Annotated in this window: 24 protein-coding genes; 11 read left to right on the forward strand and 13 right to left on the reverse strand. The window is 71.6% G+C overall.

Translation table 11 applies throughout. The features are described from left to right. Positions 1-8 precede the first annotated feature (8 nt). The 4 genes from ACFFQA_RS09085 to ACFFQA_RS09100 all read right to left on the reverse strand — a co-directional run bounded on the left by ACFFQA_RS09085 (position 9) and on the right by ACFFQA_RS09100 (position 2,102). Positions 9-350 (reverse strand): hypothetical protein, encoded by a 342-nt coding sequence (locus ACFFQA_RS09085; RefSeq protein ID WP_377851253.1) that lies wholly within the window; start codon positions 348-350, stop codon positions 9-11. Between the two features lies 1 nt (position 351). After that, the gene (locus ACFFQA_RS09090) at positions 352-855 is read right to left on the reverse strand and encodes a SigE family RNA polymerase sigma factor (RefSeq protein WP_377851343.1); all 504 of its coding nucleotides are present in this window, start codon (positions 853-855) and stop codon (positions 352-354) included. 44 nt (positions 856-899) lie between these two features. After that, positions 900-1,325, reverse strand: coding sequence for a hypothetical protein (locus ACFFQA_RS09095; RefSeq protein WP_377851254.1), 426 nt, complete (start codon positions 1,323-1,325; stop codon positions 900-902). Positions 1,326-1,439: 114 nt separating this feature from the next. Next, a complete protein-coding gene (locus ACFFQA_RS09100) occupies positions 1,440-2,102 on the reverse strand; it encodes a DJ-1/PfpI family protein (RefSeq protein ID WP_377851255.1) in 663 nt (220 codons plus the stop codon). Positions 2,103-2,205: 103 nt separating this feature from the next. Here ACFFQA_RS09100 and ACFFQA_RS09105 point away from each other — a divergent pair, with 103 nt between their 5' ends. From ACFFQA_RS09105 to ACFFQA_RS09115, 3 genes are read left to right on the forward strand one after another with little or no spacing between them, the layout of a single operon-like run. After that, positions 2,206-3,966 carry an ABC transporter ATP-binding protein gene (locus ACFFQA_RS09105; protein ID WP_377851256.1) on the forward strand — a complete coding sequence of 587 codons (1,761 nt, stop codon included), beginning with the start codon at positions 2,206-2,208 and terminating at the stop codon, positions 3,964-3,966. Further along, a complete protein-coding gene (locus ACFFQA_RS09110; protein WP_377851258.1) occupies positions 3,963-5,756 on the forward strand; it encodes an ABC transporter ATP-binding protein in 1,794 nt (597 codons plus the stop codon). The genes ACFFQA_RS09105 and ACFFQA_RS09110 overlap by 4 nt, the downstream gene beginning before the upstream one ends. Positions 5,757-5,781: 25 nt before the next feature. Continuing rightward, positions 5,782-6,768, forward strand: coding sequence for a small ribosomal subunit Rsm22 family protein (locus tag ACFFQA_RS09115; RefSeq protein ID WP_377851259.1), 987 nt, complete (start codon positions 5,782-5,784; stop codon positions 6,766-6,768). Positions 6,769-6,985: 217 nt separating this feature from the next. Here the strand turns inward: ACFFQA_RS09115 and ACFFQA_RS09120 are convergent, their stop codons facing one another. The 4 genes from ACFFQA_RS09120 to ACFFQA_RS09135 are packed head-to-tail and all read right to left on the reverse strand — an operon-like array spanning position 6,986 to position 10,577. Next, entirely contained in the window at positions 6,986-7,942 is a 957-nt protein-coding gene (locus ACFFQA_RS09120) for an asparaginase domain-containing protein (protein ID WP_377851260.1), read from the reverse strand. Beyond that, complete coding sequence (locus ACFFQA_RS09125) at positions 7,942-8,643, reverse strand: Clp protease N-terminal domain-containing protein (RefSeq protein WP_377851262.1); 702 nt, start codon at positions 8,641-8,643, stop codon at positions 7,942-7,944. The genes ACFFQA_RS09120 and ACFFQA_RS09125 overlap by 1 nt, the downstream gene beginning before the upstream one ends. Positions 8,644-8,700: 57 nt before the next feature. Further along, entirely contained in the window at positions 8,701-9,327 is a 627-nt protein-coding gene (locus ACFFQA_RS09130) for an NAD(P)H-binding protein (RefSeq protein ID WP_377851264.1), read from the reverse strand. After that, the gene (locus tag ACFFQA_RS09135) at positions 9,324-10,577 is read right to left on the reverse strand and encodes an FAD-dependent oxidoreductase (protein ID WP_377851265.1); all 1,254 of its coding nucleotides are present in this window, start codon (positions 10,575-10,577) and stop codon (positions 9,324-9,326) included. Before ACFFQA_RS09135 ends, ACFFQA_RS09130 begins: the two co-directional genes overlap by 4 nt. 106 nt (positions 10,578-10,683) lie before the next feature. On the opposite strand from ACFFQA_RS09135, the gene ACFFQA_RS09140 reads away from it, so the two are divergent. Together ACFFQA_RS09140 and ACFFQA_RS09145 are read left to right on the forward strand one after the other, a co-directional pair. Further along, positions 10,684-11,532, forward strand: a complete 849-nt coding sequence (locus ACFFQA_RS09140; RefSeq protein WP_377851266.1) for a class I SAM-dependent methyltransferase — start codon at positions 10,684-10,686, stop codon at positions 11,530-11,532. 120 nt (positions 11,533-11,652) lie between these two features. Continuing rightward, entirely contained in the window at positions 11,653-12,996 is a 1,344-nt protein-coding gene (locus ACFFQA_RS09145; RefSeq protein ID WP_377851267.1) for an MFS transporter, read from the forward strand. Positions 12,997-13,451: 455 nt separating this feature from the next. On the opposite strand, the gene ACFFQA_RS09150 is transcribed toward ACFFQA_RS09145, so the two are convergent. Then, complete coding sequence (locus ACFFQA_RS09150) at positions 13,452-13,787, reverse strand: hypothetical protein (RefSeq protein ID WP_377851268.1); 336 nt, start codon at positions 13,785-13,787, stop codon at positions 13,452-13,454. Positions 13,788-14,022: 235 nt separating this feature from the next. Further along, a complete protein-coding gene (gene bioB, locus ACFFQA_RS09155) occupies positions 14,023-15,084 on the reverse strand; it encodes a biotin synthase BioB (RefSeq protein ID WP_377851269.1) in 1,062 nt (353 codons plus the stop codon). Between the two features lie 249 nt (positions 15,085-15,333). Between bioB and ACFFQA_RS09160 the strand changes: the two genes are divergently transcribed. Beyond that, entirely contained in the window at positions 15,334-15,897 is a 564-nt protein-coding gene (locus tag ACFFQA_RS09160) for a TetR family transcriptional regulator (protein ID WP_377851270.1), read from the forward strand. 15 nt (positions 15,898-15,912) lie between these two features. Here ACFFQA_RS09160 and ACFFQA_RS09165 read toward each other — a convergent pair whose 3' ends face one another. Further along, positions 15,913-16,200 carry a chorismate mutase gene (locus ACFFQA_RS09165; RefSeq protein ID WP_377851271.1) on the reverse strand — a complete coding sequence of 96 codons (288 nt, stop codon included), beginning with the start codon at positions 16,198-16,200 and terminating at the stop codon, positions 15,913-15,915. Continuing rightward, positions 16,197-17,126 carry an EamA family transporter gene (locus ACFFQA_RS09170; RefSeq protein WP_377851272.1) on the reverse strand — a complete coding sequence of 310 codons (930 nt, stop codon included), beginning with the start codon at positions 17,124-17,126 and terminating at the stop codon, positions 16,197-16,199. Before ACFFQA_RS09170 ends, ACFFQA_RS09165 begins: the two co-directional genes overlap by 4 nt. A 787-nt stretch (positions 17,127-17,913) precedes the next feature. Between ACFFQA_RS09170 and ACFFQA_RS09175 the strand changes: the two genes are divergently transcribed. From ACFFQA_RS09175 to ACFFQA_RS09195, 5 genes are all read left to right on the forward strand, one after another. Next, the gene (locus ACFFQA_RS09175) at positions 17,914-18,954 is read left to right on the forward strand and encodes a type III polyketide synthase (RefSeq protein WP_377851273.1); all 1,041 of its coding nucleotides are present in this window, start codon (positions 17,914-17,916) and stop codon (positions 18,952-18,954) included. A gap of 18 nt (positions 18,955-18,972) precedes the next feature. Continuing rightward, positions 18,973-20,181: a cytochrome P450 gene (locus ACFFQA_RS09180; RefSeq protein ID WP_377851274.1), complete on the forward strand. Its 1,209-nt coding sequence runs from the start codon at positions 18,973-18,975 to the stop codon at positions 20,179-20,181. A 229-nt stretch (positions 20,182-20,410) separates the two neighbouring features. Beyond that, entirely contained in the window at positions 20,411-21,193 is a 783-nt protein-coding gene (locus tag ACFFQA_RS09185) for a thymidine kinase (RefSeq protein WP_377851275.1), read from the forward strand. Between the two features lie 116 nt (positions 21,194-21,309). Beyond that, positions 21,310-21,990: a GNAT family N-acetyltransferase gene (locus ACFFQA_RS09190; protein ID WP_377851276.1), complete on the forward strand. Its 681-nt coding sequence runs from the start codon at positions 21,310-21,312 to the stop codon at positions 21,988-21,990. 153 nt (positions 21,991-22,143) lie between these two features. Next, positions 22,144-22,548: an ATP-binding protein gene (locus tag ACFFQA_RS09195; RefSeq protein ID WP_377851277.1), complete on the forward strand. Its 405-nt coding sequence runs from the start codon at positions 22,144-22,146 to the stop codon at positions 22,546-22,548. On the opposite strand, the gene ACFFQA_RS09200 is transcribed toward ACFFQA_RS09195, so the two are convergent. Then, positions 22,529-22,957: an STAS domain-containing protein gene (locus ACFFQA_RS09200; RefSeq protein ID WP_377851278.1), complete on the reverse strand. Its 429-nt coding sequence runs from the start codon at positions 22,955-22,957 to the stop codon at positions 22,529-22,531. The genes ACFFQA_RS09195 and ACFFQA_RS09200 overlap by 20 nt on opposite strands. Positions 22,958-22,975 lie beyond the last annotated feature (18 nt).

The following is a 22,975-nucleotide window of genomic DNA, read 5'->3' on the forward strand; positions in this document are numbered from 1 at the left end:
TAGTGCGATCAGGGATGGATCGGTGCTCCCGGCGCCGGCGGTGCGAAGGGGGTGGGATGCATCGGGGCGGGGGACGCCGGACGCGGCCCCAGCTGCGACGTGGTGGCCGGGGTGTTCGCCGGGGTCAGGTTCTCCGGCGGCGTGTCGACGCGGTCGGTCGACAGGACGAAGACACCAGCCACCACGGCGGCGACAGCGATGGTCGTGCCCGCGACAGCGAGATTCCTGGTGCGGCGCTTGCGGACCTGGCCGCCGTTCGCGATCACGTCCGCCGCAGTGAAGGCCAGTGGCGGGGACTCCCGCACGCTGAGGGCATCGAAGGTCGCCCTCATGTCGTCCTCACGCACCATGTCACACCTCCACCGGCAGGTCGCCGAAGTCCGGACCCAGGGTGCGGCGCAGCACCGCGAGGCCCCGGCTGCCCTGGCTCTTCACGTTTCCCGCCGAGCATCGCAGCGCCGCGGCGGTCTCCTCGACGCTCAGGTCGTTCCAGTAGCGCAGCACCAGGACCGCGCGCTGCCGGGGCGGGACAGTGGCCAGCGCCTGCCAGAGCACGACCTTGTCCTCCGGCATGCCCGCCGGCTCCGGGAGCTCCGGCGGTGTGTCGGTCACCCGTTCCCTGCGCCAGCGGACCCGCCGCCGCTCGGCGAGGAAGGTCCGGACCACGATCTGGCGCAGGTAGGGCTCCAAGCCGTCCCTGCGGGCGAGCTTCGGGCCCGCCAGGTACAGCTTGAGGAACGCCGCCTGCATCACGTCCTCGGCCTCGTGCCAGTCGCCGCACATCAGGTACGCGGTGAAGCGCATGGTGGTGGCGCACCGGTCGAAGCACTCGGTGAACTCGGCGTTCCAGCTCAGGTCGGTCACGCGTGGTGGTCTCCCGCGTCGTCGCTCAGATCAGGTCACTTGCCCGGTGCGGGTGCCGGGGACGCGGGGCTGCCCTGTCCGGGCTGAGCGGGGTGGAACGGCGCCGGGGCCGTCGGCCTGCCGGGTGCCGGGGCGGGAGCGCCCGGCGCGGGGTGGGTCGCCAGGCCTTGTCCGGGCTTCACCGGGGCGGGAGCGCCCGGCGCGAACGGCAGCGGCGCGGGCTGTACCGGCGCGGGGGCGGGCGCGGGGAGGACGATCGGGGCGGGAGCGTCCGGCGCGGGCTGTACCAGCTCGGGCACGGCGGGTCCGAGCGCGACCGGGGCGGGCACAGCGGGCGCGGCGGGCGCGGGCTCGGTCGGACCCGCCGGGGTGGGGCCGGGCGCTCCGGCGAACGCGGGCAGGGCGATGCCGACGCCGCCGAGCACGAGCGCTCCGGCCGCCACCATCATTCGCTTTCGCATTCATGACTCCTCGGATCCCGGGACGCCGCCCCTGCCGGCGACCTCCTCGCCCCTATCCATGCGGCCGGAGCGGCAGGAGGTTGCACGAGTTCACGGAAGAACCTTTCGAGGCGCTCATGCCCGTGATCGCCAGACCGTCCCCCGGCTCTCGTACTCCATGATCGCCTCCACCGTCACCGCGCGGTCGGCGCCCAGCTCCCGCGTGACCAGCCACAGGCCCAGGTCCAGGCCGGAGGTGATCCCGCCCGCCGTGACCAGGTCGCCGTCGTCCACCACGCGGGCCGCGATCACGGTGCCGCCCTGGACGACGAGGTCGGCCTTCGCCCTGGCGTGCGTCGTGCACGGGCGCCCCCTGGTCAGTCCCGCGGCGGAGAGCACCATCGTCCCCGTGCACACAGCCGCGAGCACGACACCGGACCTGTGCGCTGTGACCAGGGCGCTCAGCAGCGACTTGTCCTTGACCACCTGGTGGACCCCCGGTCCGTCCCGGCGTCCGTAGCCCCCGCCGGGAACGATCAGGATGTCCGCGGCTTTCGGGTCCCAGCCGTGCTGGACGTCGATGCGCGTGCCATGGGTGGCGACGATGCGGCCGGGGCCGCCGTGCCGGACGAGGGTGGTCTCCACCCGCGCCAGGCCGAAGACCTCCAGAGGGCCGACGAAGTCCTGTTCCTCCGCGCCGTCGAAGAGCAGGATGTGCACCTTCAGCGGTCCTGATCGCGGCAGTGCCCCCGCCGCCACGCCCGCCGCCGACATGCGGAAGAAGTCCCTGCGTTGCACGTGTGCCTCCCTTGGCTCGCCTGTGCAGGTGGTCGGCTCCACTCCCCTGCTGGTTCCCGAGGACGCTTGACCTCAACTTTGATTGAGTTTTTAGCGTGGCCGGGTGACCGACCAACCAGAGCGTCGAGGGGCGCTCCTCCGCCTGCTCCGCGCCCACCTCCGGCCGTACCTGGGCTCGATCGCGATCGTCGTGCTGCTCCAGCTCGTGCAGACCTTCGCCTCGCTGCTGCTGCCCGCGCTCAACGCCGAGATCATCAACAACGGCGTGGTGCGCGGCGACACCGCGCGCATCCTGGGCACCGGCGGCGTGATGCTCGTCGTCACGCTCGTGCAGGTGGTCACCGCCGCTGCCGCCGTCTACTTCGCCGCGCGCACCGCCATGGCGGTCGGTCGGGACGTGCGCGCCGCTGTCTTCGCGCGGGTGCAGACCTTCTCCGTCCGGGAGCTCGGGGAGCTCGGGGCGCCTTCGCTGATCACGCGCACCACCAACGACGTCCAGCAGGTGCAGATGGTGACCATGCTCGCGCTGGCGTCGATGGTGACCGCGCCGATCATGGGTGTGGGCGGCGTGGTCATGGCTCTGGGGCAGGACGTCCCGCTCTCCACGCTGCTCCTGGTCGTGGTGCCGGTGCTGGCGGTCACGATGCGGCTGATCCTGCGCGGGATGGGGCCGCTCGCGGGTTTCGTGCAACACCGCATCGACCGGGTGAACCGCCTGCTGCGCGAGCAGATCACCGGCATCCGCGTGGTGCGCGCGTTCGTCCGCGAGGAGCACGAGCGCGCGAGGTTCTCCGAGGCCAACGGCGAGCTGATGGGCGTCGCGCTCGGAGTCGGCAAGCTCATGGCGCTGATGCTGCCCGCGATCATGCTGGTGATGGAGCTGTCCAACGCGGCCGTGATGTGGTTCGGCGGGCAGCGGGTTGACGACGGGGCCATGCCGATCGGCGCGTTGTTCGCGTTCCTGCACTACCTGATGCAGATCCTGATGTCGACGCTGATGGCGACCTTCATGCTGCTCCAGCTCCCCCGCGCCCGCGTCTCCGCGGGCCGCATCGAGGAGGTCCTGGACACGACCACGAGCGTGACCGTGTCCGAGAACGCCGTGACCACGTTGTCGCGCAACGGTCACGTCGATCTGCGCGGCGTTCGCTTCCGCTACCCCGGTGCGGAGCAGCCCGTGCTGCACGACGTCGATCTCATCGCCCGGCCCGGCCGGACCACCGCCATCGTGGGCTCGACCGGCAGTGGGAAGACCACGCTGCTGAACCTGGTGCCCCGGCTCTTCGACGCGACCGGCGGCTCCGTGCGAGTCGGTGGCGTGGACGTGCGCGAACTCGCACCGCCGACGCTGTCCGGCTCGATCGGGCTGGTGCCGCAGAAGCCCTACCTGTTCTCCGGAACCATCGCGTCGAACCTGCGCTACGGCAACCCCGACGCGACCGATGCGGACCTGTGGCGAGCGTTGGAGATCGCGCAGGCCAAGGACTTCGTCGAGGCGCTGCCGGAGAAGCTCGACGCGCCCATCGGCCAGGGCGGCGGCAACGTCTCGGGTGGACAGCGGCAGCGGCTGGCGATCGCGCGGGCGCTCGTCGCGCGGCCGGACATCTACCTCTTCGACGACTCGTTCTCCGCGCTGGACAACAACACCGACGCCGCGTTGCGAGCCGCGCTGGCCAAGGAGCTCGGCGACGCCACGGTGGTGATCGTCGCGCAGCGGATCTCCACCATCCGTGACGCCGACCGGATCGTCGTGCTCGACAGCGGCCGGGTCGTGGGCGCGGGGACGCACACCGAACTGATGGACACCAACGAGACCTACCGGGAGATCGTGCTCTCCCAGGGCGCCGAGCAGGAGGTGGCATGAACGGCCAGGACGAGCCCGTGCGCAGGCCCAGCGACTTCGCGGGCTCGCTGAGCAGGCTGGTGCGGATGCTGGGCCCGGAGCGGCTGCTGCTGGGCGGCGTGGTCGTGGCGGGTCTCGGGTACGTGGCACTGTGGGTGACGGTCCCACTGCTGTTCGGGCACGTCACCGACCTCGTCTACGCGGGAGTCACCGGAGCGGGCGGCATCGACCTCGGCTCCGTCGGGATCACCTTGGCGTGGGCCGTTGCGGCGATCGCGGGCTCCTCGGGCTTCGCGTGGGTGCAGGGCCGGTTGACCGCCGTTGTCGCACAGCGACTGGCGTTCCGGCTGCGCGAGCAGTCCGCGGACAAGCTCAACCGGCTGCCGCTCGGCTACTTCGACCAGCGTCCGCGCGGTGAGGTGCTGTCCAGGGTCACCAACGACATCGACAACGTCTCTGAAGGGCTGCAACAGGTTCTGAGCCGCATCGTCACCTCGCTGCTCACCCTGCTCGGCGTGGTGGTGATGATGTTCTGGCTCTCGCCGTTGATGGCCTCGCTCGCCTTGGTCAGCATCCCGGTCGCGCTCGTGGTCACCAGGGCCATCGCGCGGCGGGCGCAACCGCACTTCGCCGAGCAGTGGGCCACCACGGGCAAGCTCAACGGGCACATCGAGGAGATGTACACCGGTCACGCGCTGGTCAAGGTCTTCGGCAGGCAGCGCGAGGCCATGGCCACCTTCGCCGAGCACAACGACAATCTGTACGCGGCCGCCTTCCGCGCGCAGTTCGTCTCCAGCCTCACCCAGCCCGCCATGTCCTTCGTCGGCAACCTGACCTACGTCATGGTGGCCGTGGTCGGCGGGATCCGGGTGGCGACCGGGACGATGTCGCTCGGCGACGTGCAGGCGTTCATCCAGTACGTCCACGAGTTCAACCACCCGATCACCCAGCTCGCCGCGATGACCACCATCGTGCAGTCCGGCCTGGCGTCGGCGGAGCGGGTGTTCCGGCTGCTCGACGCCGAGGAGCAGCGGCCCGACCCGGTGGTGCCCGCCCGGCTCGCCGAGGTGCGGGGGCGCGTGGCCTTCGAGGACGTGTCCTTCCGGTACTCCCCCGACAAGCCGCTGATCGAGAACCTGTCGGTGTCCGTGGAGCCAGGCCAGACGGTCGCCATCGTCGGCCCGACGGGTGCGGGCAAGTCCACGCTGGTCAACCTGCTGATGCGGTTCTACGAGGTCTCCGGCGGCCGGATCACCCTGGACGGCGTGGACATCGCGGCGGCCTCGCGGGCGCAGGTGCGCGGCAACATCGGCATGGTGCTCCAGGACACCTGGCTGTTCGGCGGGACGATCGCGGAGAACATCGCCTACGGGGTCGGCGACGTCCCGCGCGAGCGGATCGTCGAGGCCGCGAAGGCCACGCACGTCGACCGGTTCGTGCGCACGCTGCCCGACGGCTACGAGACGGTGATCGACGAGGAGGGCTCCAACGTCAGCGCCGGGGAGAAGCAGCTGATCACCATCGCGCGGGCGTTCCTCGCCGACCCGGCGATGCTGGTGCTCGACGAGGCGACCAGCTCGGTGGACACCCGGACCGAGGCACTGCTCCAGCAGGCGATGTCCTCGCTGCGCCGGGGCCGGACGAGCTTCGTGATCGCCCACCGGCTGTCCACGATCCGCGACGCCGACGTGATCCTGGTGATGGACTCCGGCCGGATCGTCGAGCAGGGCGACCACCGGTCGCTGCTGGCCGCGGGCGGGCACTACGCCCGGCTGCACGCCGCGCAGTTCGCCCAGCCGGTCGCGGCGTGAGGTGGACAGGGCAGAATGACGCCCCGTGGCCACCACCCTTCCCGCCGACCTCCAGTCCGCTTTGGACACCGCGATCGGCGGCCTGCCCCAGCAGGCGCTCGCGCGCTCGGTGGACCGGCTGAGCACCCGGTACCGGGAGGGACGGGCGGCCTCGACGCCGATCCTCGGCTCCGACGTCGACGTCGCCGCCTACGCGGGCTACCGGATGCCTGCGACCTACGCGGCGGTGCGCGCGGTGCTGGGCGAGGTCGCCGTGTTCGCGCCGGAGTTCTCGCCCGCGTCCATGATCGACGTGGGCGGCGGGACCGGGGCCGCGGTGTGGGCGGCGGCGGACACGTGGTCCTCGCTGACCGAGCTGACCGTCGTCGAACAGGTCGAGCAGGCGCTCACCCTGGGCAGGAAGCTCGCGGCGGGCGCCGACTCCGCCGCGGTGCGCTCGGCCACCTGGCGGCGCGGGGTGATCGACACCAGGACCCCGCTGCCCGCCGCCGACCTGGTCACCCTGTCCTACGTCCTCGGTGAGCTGCCGGAGGCGGCGAGGGAGCGGACCGTGCGGTGGCTCGCGGAGACCGCCGCGATGGTGGTGCTGATCGAGCCGGGCACGCCCGCCGGGTACGAGCGGATCGCCGCCGCGCGGGACTGGCTGCTCGGCATGGGCCGCTCGCTGGTGGCGCCCTGCCCGCACGAGCGGACGTGCCCGATCCCGCGCGGCGAGGACTGGTGCCACTTCTCCACGCGCCTGCCCCGCCTCGGTGCCCACCGGCTGATCAAGGAAGGCACCCTGAACTTCGAGGACGAGAAGTTCACCTACATCGCGGCCTCGGCGGCCCCGGTGTCCCGAGCGGCGAGCCGGGTCCTGCGGCATCCCTTGAAGCGCAAGGGTCTGGTGTCGCTCCAGGTGTGCACCGACGAGGGCGTGCTCGCCGAGACGAAGGTGACGAAGCGGCAGGGCGAGCTCTACCGCTCCGCCCGCGACGTCTCGTGGGGCGACGCCTGGCCCCCGGCCGACTGAGTCACCCCACCCGGTGCCGTGGCACTCCCTGTCACCACACGCGGTGCCGTGGCACTCCCTGTGATCGCGTTTTGTAGGCATAACGTGAAAAGAGAGCGCTCCCATCCGCATTAAGCCTACAAAACGCGGGATCAGCCACCCGGCGGGTGCTCAGGCGGCGGGGTGGACGGGAGTCACACGCCGACCAGCGCGATGACCAGCAGGACGGTCGCGGCGGTCACCGCGAAGCGGGTCGCAGCGCAGCGAAGTACGAGCGCACCTCGGCGACCCCTCCCCCGCCGAGCGCGACCATCAACGCGCTCCGCGCCTGCCCGACACCGAGCCCGCGCGCCCCGATGGCGCCGAGCTTGCCGGCGAGCCCGCTGCCCAGCGGCATCTCCTCCAGCCCCACGGCGTACGGCTGTGCGCGTGAGGCCACCACCACGGGAATGTCCCATTCGACAGCCTCCCCGACCGCGGCGAACAACTCCACCGGCACGTTGCCCAGCCCCGTGCCGTCCAACACGACTCCCCGCGCCCCGGCGTCCACGACTGCCGAGAACTGAGCGGCTCCCACACCCGGATAGGTCGCGATGACCGCCACGTCCGTCTCGGGCTCTCCGACCGGCTCCGGCACCTTCCCCGGAGCTGCGCCCATGAGGACCACTCGTCCGTCAATCACCTTGCCCACCAACGGGTTCACCCCGGAGGACAGCCCGGACGGCGACGTGGCGTCGACCTGCCGGACCCACCGGGCGGCGTGCAACGAGTCCCCGGCGCACACCACCACACCGGCACCCCGCAACGCCGGATCCGCAGCGGCCGCAACGGAAGAGGCCAGGTTCCGCGCACCGTCGCCGGACTCCTCGTCACGACGCCGGACCGCTCCGGTGAACACGATCCCGCCCATCGCCCCCGCACCGCCGACCATCAGCTCGGTGAGGAACGGCGTGTGCTCGACGGTGTCGAAGCCGTGCGAGACAACGACTCCGTCGAACCCGTCGGCCACGAGGGCGGTCCGCACCCGCCGCGCGAGCGCCAGCATCGTCGACGGTGTGATGTCCCAGCTCGGCTCGGACATCACGTCCTCGACCACCACCTCGTGGACGGTGTCCGGCACCAGTTCCGCACCCGCCGCGACGTGACCCGCCGACTGCGCGATCGTGTCGCCAGTGGCGAGCAGCAGAATCCGCATCACAGGCCCACGTGCTTCTCGATCCGGTCCAGCCGCTGCATGATCGGTTGCAACAGCGCCGCCGCCGAGCTCTCCGTCTTGTCCGAGGCCTGCGCCCGGAGGTGGACGTAGCCCGCGAGCGCGGCGGTGACCGCTCGCCGGGTCAGCCGCAGCTCCGCGCCGCGTGCGCGCAGCAGCTGGCCGCCTGCCCCCTCCGGCTCGGAGACCAGGCCCAGCAACAGGTGTTCGCAGCCGATGTAGTTGTGGCCGAGCGCCGTCGCCTCGGTGACGGCCAGCTCCAGCACGTTCGCCGCGGAGCTGCTGAACTGCCGCCCCTCCCCGCCCCCGGAGCCTCGTTCCTTCTCCAGGTCGCGCAGCAGCTGTCGCGGGTCGATGTCCACCGCGCGCAGCACGTGGAGCGCGAGGTTGCCGCCTTCGGCCAGCATCCCGCCGAGCAGGTGCTCGGAGCCGACGCTGGCGGCCCCCTCGGCGCGTGCGCGCTCGATGCCGAGCTTGACCGCGGCGCACGCGCGCTCGGTGAAGTGCGTCAGCCGTGCCGTCGGGTCCTCGGTCTCCAGGTCACCGAGCGCGGTCTCCCTGATCGCGGTCACCCGGCGCACCGACTGCTCCAGCGCGCGCTGGCAGATCGCGGAGACGGGCACTCCCGCCTCCTTGACCGCCTCGGCCAGCTCGTCCGGCAGGTACACGTTGATCTTCGGCATGGCGGCGCCCTCCCCTGGGGTCATCTCGCATATGACCCCGTTGTACCCCCACTGGGGTTACATGTCCAGGGCGAGCGCCTCCTGGATCGGCGAGGCGCCCGCGACCAGGTCGAAGGCACGACACTCCGTCTCATCGGCGGTCAGGCACGCGACCGCGACCGCCGCGACGTCGGCCCGCGACACCACCCCACCGGGCAGCCGCTCCCCCACCGTCACCGCGCCGGCCGGTGCCGTGTCGTCGAGCCCGCCCGGCCGCAGCACCGTCCAGCGCATTCCGGAGGTGGCCAGGGCGTCATCGGAGATCTGCTTGGCGCGCAACACGTCCAGCAGGAACGGCGGCCCCGAGCTCGGGCGGTCCGCGTACATCGACGAGATCTGCACGTAGCGGCCGACCCCGGCCCGCTCGGCCATCTGGAACGCCGCGATCGCGCCCGCGTTGTCCACCTCCCGCGCGCGCTCGGCGTTCCCGGCCGCGTTGATCACCGCATCCGCTCCGGCGAACGCCTCGGCGAGACCGTCCCCGGTCGCCACGTCGACCCGCACCGGGTCGGCACCGAGTTCCTTGAGCCGCAACGCTTTCTCCTCGTCGCGAACCGCGCCGCGCACGGTGTGCCCCTGTTCCAGCAGCAGGCGGACGACCAGCACCCCGGTGCGACCGGTGGCTCCCAGAACGGTGACGATCACGACTGGCTCCCCACCGCGGCGGGACCGAGCACAGCGGGGTCGAGCGTCGGCCGATCGGGGCCGTAGGCGTTGGCTCTGGCCGCCACCACCCGGAACGCGGGCAACGAGGTGAGCAACCGGAACACGAGTGCGGGCTTGTACGGCTTGCCGGTGGCCAGAGCCTTGGCCGTGCGCCGCTCGATGCGCACCTGCTGCGCCTGCACCTTCTCGATCGCGGGCTCGCGCAGTCGTTGCACCTCGGCCAGCGCGTCCTCCCCGACGCTGCCGGTGTCGCGCAACGGCGGGATCAGCACGTTCGCCGCCACCACCGCGTCCTGAATGGCCATCAGGATGCCGTTGCCGCCCACCGGGGAGATCACGTGCGCGGCGTCGCCGATCATCAGCAGCCCAGGGCGGTGCCACCGCTTCGCCCGTGCCACGTCCACCGACAGCAACGTGATCTGGTCGAAGCCGGTCAGCAGGCCGGCGCGGTCGGCGAGCCAGCCGACGTTGCGCCGGAGGAACTCGCGGATCGGCTCCACCCCGGCCCGGCGGGCGTCCTGGAACCCGCCCTTGGCGATGGTGTAGCCGACCTGCCACGAGTCCGGCCCGCCGAGCAACCCGACGTAGTGCCCCGCGCCGAAGTAGATGTCCACGTCCGCCTCCGGCGGGTCGTCGGCGCGCCGGGGCAGCCGGAACCACAGGATGTCGCCGCCCCCGCCGAGCGAGGTCACGGGCAGGTCGGCCAGCCGCCGCATCCGGGAGAACCGGCCGTCAGCGGCGATCACCAGCCCGGTCCGCAGGTGGTGCTCCCCGTCCGGCGCGCGGTACCGGACGCCCGCGACCCGCCCGTCCTCCTCGATCAGCCCGGTGACCTTGGCGTTCGTCCGCAGCCGGAACGCCGGGTAGGCGGCGGTCTCCCCCGCGAGGAAGTCCAGGAAGCGGGCCTGCGGCATCAGCGCCACGTACGGGAACCTGCCGCCGATGCGGCCGTAGTCGGCGGTCGTGAGGGTCCCGCTCGGCGTGTGCAGCTTGAACGTGGTGGCCCGGAAGTGATCCAGCTCCAGCAGCCGGTCGGCGAGGCCGAGCTGGTCCATCAGCTCCAGGGTCGCCGGGTGCAGCGAGTCGCCGCGGAAGTCCCGGTCGAAGTCGGGCTGCGACTCCAGCAGCGTCACCTCGACCCCGGCCCGCGCCAGCAGGTGGGCGAGCACCAGGCCGCCCGGCCCGCCCCCGACCACGCAGCACGTCCGGCGCCCGTCGTCCGTGGCCATCCCGCCTCCCCAGCTCGTTTACTCAGCGTGCTGAACATTAATCACCCGCCGGCGCCACGGCCACTCGGCGGTAACCTCGCGCCCACAGGGCCAAGGGGGGCATGCGATGACCGAGAGCACCACGGCGCAGGTGGATCCGTCGAACGCCGAGCAGCTCAGCGACTGGAACGGCGACCAGGGCGCGTTCTGGACGGAGCGCGCGGACCGCTTCAACGAAGGCGTCGCCGCGTACCACGGCCACTTCTTCGACACGGCCGCGATCGAGGCGACCGACACCGTGCTCGACATCGGCTGCGGCAGTGGGCAGACGACCAGGGAGGCGGCCCGGCGGGCCACCGCCGGATCGGCGCTCGGCGTGGACCTGTCCTCGCCCCTGATCGAGCTCGCGCGCAGCCTCGCCGCCGAGGAGCGGGTCGCGAACGCGACGTTCCTCCAGGCCGACGCCCAGATCCACCCCTTCCCCGCAGAGAGCTTCGACGTCGCCGTCAGCAGGCACGGGGCGATGTTCTTCGGCGACCCGCCTGCCGCGTTCGCCAACATCGCGCGCGCTTTGCGGCCTGGCGGACGCCTGGTCCTGCTGACCTGGCAACCGATGCGGCACAACGAATGGATCAGAACATTCCGGTCCACGTTCGCCGCCGGCCGTGAACTGCCGACGCCCGTGCCGAGGCCCGGCGCCCTCAACGATCCCGACCTGGTGCGCGATCTGCTTGGCGCGGCGGGGTTCTCCGACGTCCGGCTGCGCGGAGTCAGCGAGCCCATGTACTTCGGCCGCGACGTCGAGGACGCGCGCGAGTTCGTGCTCGGTCAGTTCGGCTGGATGCTGCGCGAGCTCGACGTCGACTCCCGCGACCGCGCTCTCGACGAGCTGCGGACCAGCCTTGCCGAGCACGCGACCGAACGAGGCGTGTTCTACGGCTCGGCGGCCTGGCTCATCGAGGCACGCCGAGCCTGATCGGAGTCCTGGCTTCTTGTGGTTTTCATTGCGCTAGTGAGGTTAATTTCATTCAACACTGAAACCACAGAGTCAAACGACGCCTTAGGATGCTCGCAGACCACGTCGAGGAGGCCGAGCGTGAAGACCGGGGACCAGGTCGTCCAGGAGCTGCCCTGGCGGTGGCGCGTCCAGGGGTCGATCTTCGTCGTGGGCGGGCTCGGCTTCATGTTCGACGCGTGGGACGTGGCCCTCAACGGGTTCCTGATCCCGCTTGTCGGCGAGGAGTGGGGGCTGTCGGCGGCCGAGCGCGGCTGGGTCGGCACGGCCAACCTGATCGGCATGGCCGTGGGCGCCTTCGCCTGGGGCGGCGTCGCCGACCTGGTCGGGCGGCAGCGCGCGTTCCGCTGGACGCTGCTGATGTTCTCCCTGTTCACGGTCGCCGGAGCCGCCTCGCCGGACTTCGTCACCTTCTGCGTGTTCCGGTTCCTGGCCGGCGTCGGCCTCGGCGGCTGCATCCCGGTCGACTACGCGCTGGTCGGCGAGTTCACCCCGGCCAGGGTCCGCGGCCGGGTGCTCACCGCGATGGACATCTGGTGGCCGGTCGGCGCGACCCTGTGCGGCCTCACCTCGGCGGCGTTGCTCGGGCTCGGTGGCTGGCGGCTGCTGATGCTGGTGATGGTGCTGCCCGCGCTGCTGGTGTTCTGGGTGCGCCGCTCGGTGCCGGAGTCACCGATGTACCTGGTGCGCCGCGGCCGCGGCGTGGAGGCCCGTGCGGTCATCGACGACCTGGTCGCCAGGACCGGCGCGAAGGTCGACCCGTGGCGGTTGCCCGAACCGCGACCGACCCCGAGGCTCACCCCGCGCGCGGTCGCGGCCCAGGTCGCCGCGCTGTGGCGGCACAACCCGCGGATCACCTCGGCGGCGTGGGGCCTGTTCCTGACCGTGTTCGTGCTCTACTACGGCGCGCTGACCTGGTTGCCGAGCATCCTCAAAGCCGAGGGCTACGGCGACTACGCGGCCTTCATGGTCGCCACCCTGATGACGGCGGTGGGCATCCTCGGCGTCGTCGTCTCGGCCTGGCTGGTGGACGTGGTGGGCCGCAAGTGGGTCATCGGCCTCAGCGCCCCGCTCGCGGCGCTCGCCCTTGTCCTGTTCGCCGCGCAACTGGAGATCGCCTCCGCCGCGAAGCTGTGGATCGCCGCGTACGGGTTCCTGATCCAGGTCACCATCCCCGCCCTCTACGCCTACGTCTCCGAGCTGTACCCGACGGAGCTGCGCGCGAGCGGGTTCGGCTGGGCGTCCACGGTCAGCCGCGTCGGCGCGGGCTTCGTGCCGGTGATCTTCGGCTCGGTGCTGTGGCCGCACCTCGGGCTGCCGCTGACCTTCGCGGTGATCGGCGCGGCCGTGCTGCTCGCGGTCCTGTGGATGGCCCGCGCGGCACCGGAGACCCGGGAACGCGACCTGGACTCCCCCGCCGTCTAGCTCTCTTCAAGGGTGGCGCTTGGGCATGCTTGTCGGTCGTGGACGGGTGCCCCATGAGCTGCGTGGGCGGTGGCCAGCGGCTGCCGCCGCCGTTCGGGATCACGGTGCCCACGGCGCGCCGGTGGTTCGCCACCCGACCGGGCGCCTGCTCTTGCTCCGCCACCACCCCAGGACGGCCATTCGCGGGCTTATGGACGTTCGCAGGCGCGCGTCAACGTCCATAAGCCCGCGAATGGCCGAGAGACTGTCAACGGCGGGACGTCGTGGAGCAGGTCAGGGGGTGTGGTCGCAGAGCCGTTCGCGCCCCCGTGATCGACACCCATGCGGCGGTGTGGCCCTGGGGAGTCAGCCCGGAACGGTTGCTCGGCGGTACCGAGCACGGCCGCCGAGGAACGACTGGCGGCGCACATCGCCGGGATCGCACGGACTCCGGTGTTCTGGCGCACCGGCCCGGCTCAGTGGGCGGCGTGCTCGCGGTACCAGTCGAGAACCAGGGGCCACTCGTAGCTCAGGTCGTAGACCGTGGAGCCTTCCCGCCGACCGCACATGTCCACCTCCCCGCTCTCGGGGTGGATGGTGAACTCGAACCACTCCTTGGCCGGGGCACAGCCCTCCGGGCCCATCAACGTGTACGAGAGGGGATAACCCGCGTACACGAGCTCGTCGAAGAACGCGGGGCCCGGCCACGTCCCCACCACGGTCCCGTCGCCCAGGCACTCCTCGACCCCGTCGACGGTGACCACGAAGTTCCTGCTCGCCCGCCACATCACCCGCTGTCCTCCCACGTCCACGCCGATCGCGCCCCTGGTCCATTGTGGACCGCGCGCGACGGGGCAAGCGACTCAGTGGTCGCCCTGGGCGGGAATCCTCCGAGCACGGTTGTCGGGGCGGGACAGGTCCGATGTCCTCGTGCGACGCAAGATCCGCTTGACGCACAAGGCTTCCCGGCGCGGCTCAACGCCGCGCCGGGTCCTCACCTCCACCGGACGCCCCAGGGCGCCCGTCGCGGGCGACCCCCTTCCACGGTCAGGCGTTTGCCTGAACCTGCGTCCCGGCTCCCCGGCGGCGGAGCGCGACCTCGTCGGTCTTGTCCGGCGTGGCGCGCGGGGCGTGCTCGGCGCCCTCGATGACCATGCCCGCGTCGGCGATCATGTCGATGTCCGCCTGCCCCGGCTGACCCTCGCTGGTGAGGTAGTCGCCGAGGAAGATCGAGTTCGCGATGTGCAGGCCGAGCACCTGCATGCTGCGCAGGTGCAGTTCCCGCCCCGCCGCGATCCGGATCTCGCTGCGCGGGTTGACCAGGCGCACCATCGCCAGGACGCGCAGGCAGTCGTGCGCGGTGAGGTGGTTGGTCCCCTTCATCGGCGTGCCGTCGAACGGGAGCAGGAAGTTCACCGGGATCGAGTCCGCGCCCAGCTCGCGCAGCGCGAACGCGAGCTCGACCAGCTGCTCGTGCGACTCCCCCATGCCCGCGATGAACCCGGAGCACGGGGACAGCCCCGAGTCCTTCGCCCGCTCCACGGTGTCCACCCGGTCGGCGTAGGAGTGCGTGGTGCAGATCTGCGGGTAGTGCGAGCTGGCCGCGTTGAGGTTGTGGTTGTAGGCGTCGACGCCGGAGTCCACCAGGACCTCGCCCTGGCCGTCCTTGAGGAAGCCCGCGCAGGCGCAGATCTCCACGCCGGGGTGCTCGGCCTTGATCGCCCGGGAGACCTCCGCGATCTTGCCGACCTCGCGGTTGCTCGGACCGGTGCCGCTGGCCACCAGGCAGACCCGCTGCGCGCCCGCGGCGATGCCGGTCCTGGCGACGGCGACGGCGTCCTCCGTCGAGAGCCAGGAGTACTTCAGGATGCCCGCCGAGGAACCGAGCCGCTGCGAGCAGTAGAAGCAGTCCTCCGGGCAGCGGCCGCTCTTGAGGTTCACCAGGAAGTTGACCCGGACCCGGTTGCCGAAGAACGCGAAGCGCGGCTTGCTCGCCGCGGTGACCACGTCGAGGATCTGATCGTCCGCGGTCGCGAGGATCGCCAGCGCCTCCTCAGGGCTGATCGACTCACCACGACTCGCACGTAATCCCAGGTCAGCGAACTGCACGGGCCCATCCCTCCTGAACGGTGTTCACCTGAACACCGTTCAGGGTACCCCGTGCCCCCGCGCGCGCCGACTGGCCGACTGGCTGGCTGGCGTGGTCGGTGTTTTCGCGTTTTGTCACCTTGATGCGCAAAAGAGCGCTCCCAAATCGCATCAAGGTGACAAAACGCGAGAAGAGGGGCACGCGGGTGAGGGCGCCAGGGGGTGGTGATGTGGTGTTACCCCTTGCAGGACACGACCTAGGCTGGGGCGATGGGCAACAGCCGGGACGACGTCCTCAGGACGGCGCTGGAGATCCTGCACCGCTACGGCCTCGCCGACCTGTCGATGCGGCGCCTCGCGGCCGAGCTCGGCGTCCGGCCCAGTGCCCTGTACTGGCACTTCCCCAACAAGCAGTCCCTGCTCACCGCGATGGCCGACGAGGTGCTCGGCCGGGTCGGCCCCGGATCGGCGCGGATGCGCTGGGACCACCGGATCGAGCGGGTTGCCACGGACATGCGCGCCGCACTGCTGCGGGTGACCGACGGCGCCGAGCTGGTGTCGGCGGGCCAGGCCAGCGGCCTGTCCACCACGACGGTCGGCGACTACCTGACCGACGCGGCCCGGCACGGCGGGCTGTCCGACCGGGACGCCAACGCCACCCGGACGGCCGTGTGCCAGCTGGTGATCGGCCTGACGATGGAGCAGCAGACCCGAGCCCAGATGGAGCGGATCGGCGCGGCCGAGCCCTCGGACCGCGACTTCGACACCGAGTTCGCCGACGGGCTCGCGCTCATCCTCGACGGCGCGCGCCACCGCCGGGCCACCGGCCACTGAGGCCGAGGCCGCGCCTCACCGGTCCGCGCGGTGCTCGGCGAGCTCCAGCTCGACGAACGCCGCGATCATCGCCCGCCACACGGACTCGGCGACCTCCGGGGACAGCCCGGCCTCGACGGCTCTGCCGCGCACCGCCGCGATCACCCGCTCCACCCGGTCGGGCGCGCGGACGGCCTGCTCGTCGGCCTTGAACGCGGCGGCCGCCCGGACCAGGGCCTGCCGCTCGGCCAGCAGCCGCACGAGGTCGGCGTCGAGCGCGTCGATGCGGGTACGGACATCCGCGAGCGATGACGGCGTGGTCACCCCACCATCCTGCCATCAGCGGGCCCAGACGCCACGGAGTCCACTGAGGACACAGCGTCCGCGCAGGACTTCGGCGCGGTAACGGCCTCACGGCCACCACTGCGTTCCGCGCCGACACAGGCGACGACGACGAACCCGACCCCGGCCAGGGCGGTGGCGGACGGAGCCTGGCCCAGGACCACGAACCCGGTCACCAGCGCGATGACGGGTTCAACGCTCATCAGGGTCCCGAAGGCCGCCGTGGTGAGCCTGCGCAGGGCGAGCATCTCCAGGCTGAACGGGACGACGGGCAGCAGCAGCGCCAGCCCGAGCCCGGTGAGCAGCAGCTCCCAGGTGAGGTAGCCGGACACCGACGGCCATTCCCAGGCCGTCGCGATGACGGCCGCGGTCGGCATCGAGATCGCCAGGCCCCGGACACCCGATGCCTCGTCCCCCACCCGCTGGGTCAGCAGGATGTAGGCCGCCCAGCACCCCGCCGCTCCGAGGGCGAACGCGACGCCGACCGGATCGGCGCCGCCGCGCCAGGGCTCGGTCAGCAGCACCACTCCCACCGCGGCGAGCACCGGCCACAGCTTGCGCCCGCCCCGCCCACGGGCCACCGCGACGCCGAGCGGTCCCAGGAACTCCAGCGCGCTGGCCGTGCCCAGCGGCAACCGCGCGACGGACGCCATGAACAGCATGGTCATCCCCGCCGTCGCGGCCCCGAGCGCGACACCGGCCAGCAGCGTCGCCCCGCTGAACGAGGACGGCCGGGGCCGGACGAGCACGAGCAGCAGCACACCCGCCCAGGCGAGCCGCAGCCACGCCGCGCCGTCCGGCCCGATCCGGTCGAACAGGCTCACCGACAGCGCGAGACCCAGCTGGACGCAGAGCATGGCGCCGAGCGCCATGGCGGCACCACCGCGGGCCGAGGGGGAGGTCGTCACGCGGCCAGTAAACGAAACCGGACCGTTCACGTCCACCAAGCATTTGTTGATGAACCGTTCGCCAAAACTGGATGATCACGCATAGTGGCCGCCAGCGACGCCGAGCGGACCTCGCCAGGGCCGGAAGTCCCGATCATGGCCGCCATCGGACCCTGGTACCGCCGGGCGCGGAGCCCGAAAGTGATACTCGGCTACGCCCGGTGATTGTCAGCTTCACAGGGTCGGCACCCCAGCGCCTCGCACCGGGGGCCGCACCTGGCACAGCTCTCCCCCAACACCTGGCTGTCTGCGTTCGCCATATGAGCCCCCGCGCGAGACCTCGCGTGGCACTCGCTCATGCCCCACGGCCTCCTTGACGTAAAGCTGTGCGAGAGCTTTCTCCGCCATGGACGCCAATGGGAATTGGTACAGAGAACGCAGCGATTTCGGCGCCAAGCACAGAACACACGGAACGCTTCGCGGAAGGCGAAACGCACGCGCCTCCGGCGAGGCGTTCCGAGGCATGCGTGAGCACCTCGTCTCCGCACGTGTCCTGGTGAGACGGCCGACAAGTCCGCAACGCGTCCCGCAGCACGGGCCGGAACCCCGGCACAGGCCGCGCGACCCGCGATTTCCCGACAACAACGGGTCTCCGATGTCTCCGCAAGCAACTTCACCGTGCTCGAACGCTCATGGCCGTGAATCCGCACGACCGTGCCCCGTCCCCCTGGGGACAAGCTGAAGGAAGGAGAAATTGATGGTGGTCCTTTGCCGACCCGCGGTGGCTGTTCCAGGCCACATCATCACCATGGAGGAAACTCTCGCATTAGCCCGCCGACTGCACGCCGACCACCCGAACCTGCCACTCGTCCTGCGCCTGATCGAGAACACCGGGGTGCGCAAGCGCCACATCATCCAGCCGATCACCAAGACCCTGGAGCACCCGGGGTTCGAGGCCAGGACCCGGATCTACACCGAGCACGCGAAGCGGCGGATCCCCCCGGTGATCCGCAGGGCGCTGGAGAACGCCGAGCTCGACGCCGGGGACATCGACCTGATCGTCTACGTCTCGTGCACCGGGTTCACCATGCCGTCGATGACGGCGTGGCTGATCAACTCGATGGGCTTCCGCCCCGGGACCCGCCAGCTGCCGATCGCCCAGCTGGGGTGTGCCGCGGGCGGGGCGGCGATCAACCGGGCCCACGACTTCTGCCGGGCCTACCCGGAGGCGAACGCGCTCATCGTCGCCTGCGAGTTCTGCTCGCTGTGCTACCAGCCCACCGACGACAGCGTCGGCATGCTGCTGTCCAACGGCCTGTTCGGCGACGCGGTCGCGGCGGCGGTCGTGCGCGGCTCCGGCGGCACCGGCGTCCGGCTGGAGCGCAACGCCTCGCACCTGGTGGCGGGCACCGAGGACTGGATCTCCTACGCGGTCAAGGCAACCGGTTTCCACTTCCAGCTGGACAAACGGGTTCCCGGGACGATGCGCCCGCTCGCTCCCGCGATGCGGGAGCTGGTGGCCAGCCACCGCTGGAACGCCTCCGAGCTGGACTTCTACATCGTGCACGCGGGCGGGCCCCGCATCCTCAACGACCTGGCCACGTTCCTGTCGGTGCCGTCGAAGATGTTCCGGCACAGCAGGGCCACTCTCACCGAGTACGGCAACATCGCCAGCGCCGTGGTCCTGGACGCCCTGGACCGGCTCTTCGCCGAGGACTGCCTCACCGACAACGCCCGCGGGGTCATCGCGGGCTTCGGTCCCGGGATCACCGCCGAGATGGCGGTCGGCACCTGGCAGCAGAGCACGCTGGACGCCCCCACTACGAACCTGTCCTTCGCCACCGCGTGACCGGGAGGTACGACGCCGATGACCGCCAACTGTCCCGCACGGCTCTACGAGGTCGGCGACCTGCCGGGGCTGGAGTTCGACCCGGTGCTCGCCGAGCTGCTCCGGGACGAGCCGGTCGCCAGGATCAGGCTGCCCTACGGCGAGGGCGACGCCTGGCTGATGACCCGCTACGCCGACGTCAAGTTCGTCGCATCGGACCCCCGCTTCAGCCGCGCCGCGACGCTGGGCAGGCCGGTCACGAAGATGACCCGCCACCACATCCCGCTGGAGCGGGCGGTGAGCTACTCCGACCCGCCCGAGCACGCCCGCGTGCGCCGGGTGGTCGCCAAGGCGTTCACCGATGCCAGTGCCGAGAAGCTGCGTCCGCACGCGGAGCAGGTCGTCAACGAGCTGGTGGACGCGATGACCGGGGCCGGCCGGGCCGGCGAGCTGGTGCGCCAGGTGACCTCGCCGTTCCCCGTGCGGGTGATCGGTGAGCTGCTCGGCGTCCCCGCGGTGGACTGGCCGAGGATGACCGAGTGGGCGCAGACGGTCCTGTCCGTCGCCCATGACCAGGCCGCGGCGGACCGGGCGAACAGAGCAAAGCAGGAGTCCGGGGAGTACTTCCGCGCACTGGCGGCCCAGCGCCGCGCCCGGCCGGAGGACGACCTGGTCAGCAAGCTCGTGGCCGCCCAGGCCGATGGCGTGCTCGACGAGGAGGAGCTGGTCGGGCTGTCGCTGCTGCTGCAGTTCAACGGCTGGCACGCGGTCCGCAACAACGGCTCGAACATGATCTACCTCCTGCTCACCCGGCCCCAGCTGTGGGCCCGGCTGCGCGGCGAGCCCGGACTGGTGCCGCGGGCGGTGGAGGAGCTGCTGCGGTTCATCCCGCACAAGAACGGCATCGGGATGCCGCGCGTGGCCACCGAGGACGTCGAGGTGGGCGGGGTGCTGGTCCGCGAGGGAGAGGTCGTCTACGTCTCCTACGTCGCCGCCAACCGCGACCCGGAGGTCTACCCCGACCCCGACCGCATCGACCTGGAACGCGAGGAGGTCCCGCACCTGGCCTTCGGCCACGGCCCGCACTACTGCATGGGCCCGGCCCTGGCCCGGATGGAGCTGGAGGTCCTGGTCGGCACGTTGCTCACCCGACTTCCCGACCTGCGTCTGGCGATCCCGGCCGCGCAGGTGCGCTGGCACACCAACGCCCTCATCCGCGGTCCGATCGACCTCCCCGTGACGTGGTGACCGTCACGGGATGAGGAACCGGGGCGGGTTGGCCGCGGCACGTCGACCACGCCACCCGCCCCGGTGCCCATACCGCACACCCATACCTCAGAGTCGTTGCCGCACAAGCGATGCGGCGTCACCCTCCGGCTCGACCGGGTGTCGTCGCCGCGAGCGAGCCGGGACGAGGGTCAGGGGAACCGCGTGCCGGGGGACGCCCGCTGCCCACCACCCGTTAGGGTCGGCGCCCGTGACTCAGACCGGACACCCCCCTGCCGTGGACGCGACGCACGCCCTCTCGTCGGTGCCCTCCGCCGCCGCGCGCGGCGAGCACCCCGTGCCCGGCAGGATCCGGTACTACTTCGGGCCGATGGCCTGCGGCAAGTCCACCCTGGCGCTGCAGATCGACCACAACCACGCGCGGCAGGGCCGCCGCGGCCTGCTGCTGGTGCGGCACGACCGCTCGGGGACGCCGACGATCTCCAGCCGGATCGGGATCACCAGGGCCGCGGTGGAGGTCCATGAGGAGATGAACATCCAGGAGCTGGTCCGCGCGCAGTGGGCGGGCAACCAGCGGGTGGACTACCTCATCGTCGACGAGGCGCAGTTCCTGTCGCCCTGCCAGGTCGAGCAGCTGGCCGAGCTCGCCGACCACGCGCAGGTGGACGTCTACTGCTTCGGGCTGGCCATCGACTTCCGCAGCCACCTCTTCCCCGGCGCCCAGCGGCTGGTGGAGCTGGCCGACGAGCTGCACCCGGTCCAGGTCGAGGTGCTGTGCTGGTGCGGGCTGCCCGGCCGGTTCAACGCCCGCACCCAGGACAACCGCGTCCTGCGCGAGGGCGACACCGTGCTGGTCGCCGACACCGCCGATACCGCCGACAACACGGACAACACTGACAACGAGCCCGCCGAGGATCACGAGGCCACCGGCGAGGAGAGCACCGTGCGCTACCAGGTGTTGTGCCGGCGGCACTACCGCAGCGGCGACCTCGGTCCGCGCGCCGTGCCCGCCGGGCAGCTCAGCCTCGCCTGACTGGTTTCGTGCCTGTGGCAAGACTTGACCGGTCGACGCGGGCGGGGTCCGGACCGGTTGCGAACCCCCGAACCGCCCCTGCGCGGACGCCGCGAAGCCCGGTATGGTCGGCGCCGATGATCATCCACCCGACCGGCCCCGGATCGGCGAGCCGCGGCGGTCCGGACTCGGCCCCTCCGGCGAGCTGGCTGGGACGGAAGGTCCGGCTTCGCGCGGTCGAGGCCGCGGACCGCCGCACGCTCGCCGGGTTCGACCGGGACTCGGCCCGCGACCACCCCCCGCAGGTCGGCGGGTACCGGCACTGGGCCGCGCACCGGGCGGGGGTGGCCGACTCCGGTGACACCGCGCAGTTCGCGATCGAGGCGCTGCACGGCCGGATGCTGGTCGGGTCAATGTGGAGCATCCAGGCCGACCCGAGGTCCGACCGGTTCAGCTACGGCATCGGGATCGGGCCGCGGCACCGGCGCTGCGGGTACGCCGCGGACGCGATCACCGTCCTGCTCGCGCACATGTTCGGCCAGCGCCGCTACCGCAAGTGCGAGGTCAGCATCCACGGCGGCAACCTCGCCTCGCTGTCGCTGCACGGCGTGCTCGGCTTCCGCGAGGAGGACCGGGTGCGCGACACCGAGGTCCTGCGCGGCAGGATCAACTACCTGGTGCTGATGGGCATCACCGCCGACGAGTTCGCCGCGCGCAACCCGGACCTCTCCGCGTCCCACCCTCCGGTCCTCCCCCGGCGCGGCCGGCACTGGCGTCCCAGCCGAGGACGGCACTGGCATGCGCGGCACCTGGGCTGAGCACGGTTCTCCCGTCCAGCGCAATTCCGTTGCGCCACAACGGGAATCCGCACGGCGACGGCCTGGAGGTCAGCTCGGTCCCACGGGGGCCCGAACAGCCTGGCGACCGAGTAGTACACAATCCACGGGCGGACGGGCGACAGCGGAGGAGCGATGACCGATCCCACGCTGCCGGGCAGGTTCAGCCTCGACCTCAGCGGACACGCGGTGCCACCGTTGCGGGCACTGCGCCAGCGGGTGCGCGCGGCACTGGCCGGGGAGAGCGACGCGTGCCTGCACGCCGCCGAGCTGCTGGCCACCGAGCTGGTCAGCAACGCCTACGACCACGGCGGCCCGCCACGGCGGTTCTCGTTGCGCCGGTTCACCGAGCAGCGGCTGGTCCGGATCGAGGTCGACGACGGCGACACCGTGGGCGTGCCGCATCCCGGGGGCTCCCGGCTCGGCGGGAACCGGGGCCGCGGGCTCATCCTGATCGACCGGCTCGCCCGGCACTGGGGCGTGATCACCCGCGCGCACAGCAAGACGGTGTGGGCGGAGCTCAGCTGCGACGTTCGCTGACCGGCAGCGGGGCGCGGCCGCGGTCTCCGTGGGCGACCGCCTCCTGGACGCTGCGGTGCAGCGAGAACTCCTGGGTCAGGCCGGAGACGTCCAGCGCCCGCGTCACCACCTTGGTGGTCACCGCCAGGTGCAGCGCGACGCCCTGGTCGGCCGCGCCCACCGCCGCCTGGTGCAGCACGGCCAGCCCGACCGAGCCCAGGAACGACACCCCGTCGAGGTCGACGACAACGACCCCGGCCCCCGAGCTCACGTGCCCGGTCAGCGCGAGCTCCAGCTCGCGCGCGGAGTACATGTCGATCTCTCCGGCCACCGTGACCACCGTGGCGGAACCGGACCGTGTGGCGCCGACCCGCAGCGACGGCGCGGATTCGTACGGCGTTCCGTAGAGCTTGTCGCTGCTGGCCTTCACTGGACATTCCCCGGTTGT

Origin of the sequence: Allokutzneria oryzae (assembly GCF_042429765.1) — a bacterium.
Lineage (GTDB): Bacteria > Actinomycetota > Actinomycetes > Mycobacteriales > Pseudonocardiaceae > Allokutzneria > Allokutzneria oryzae.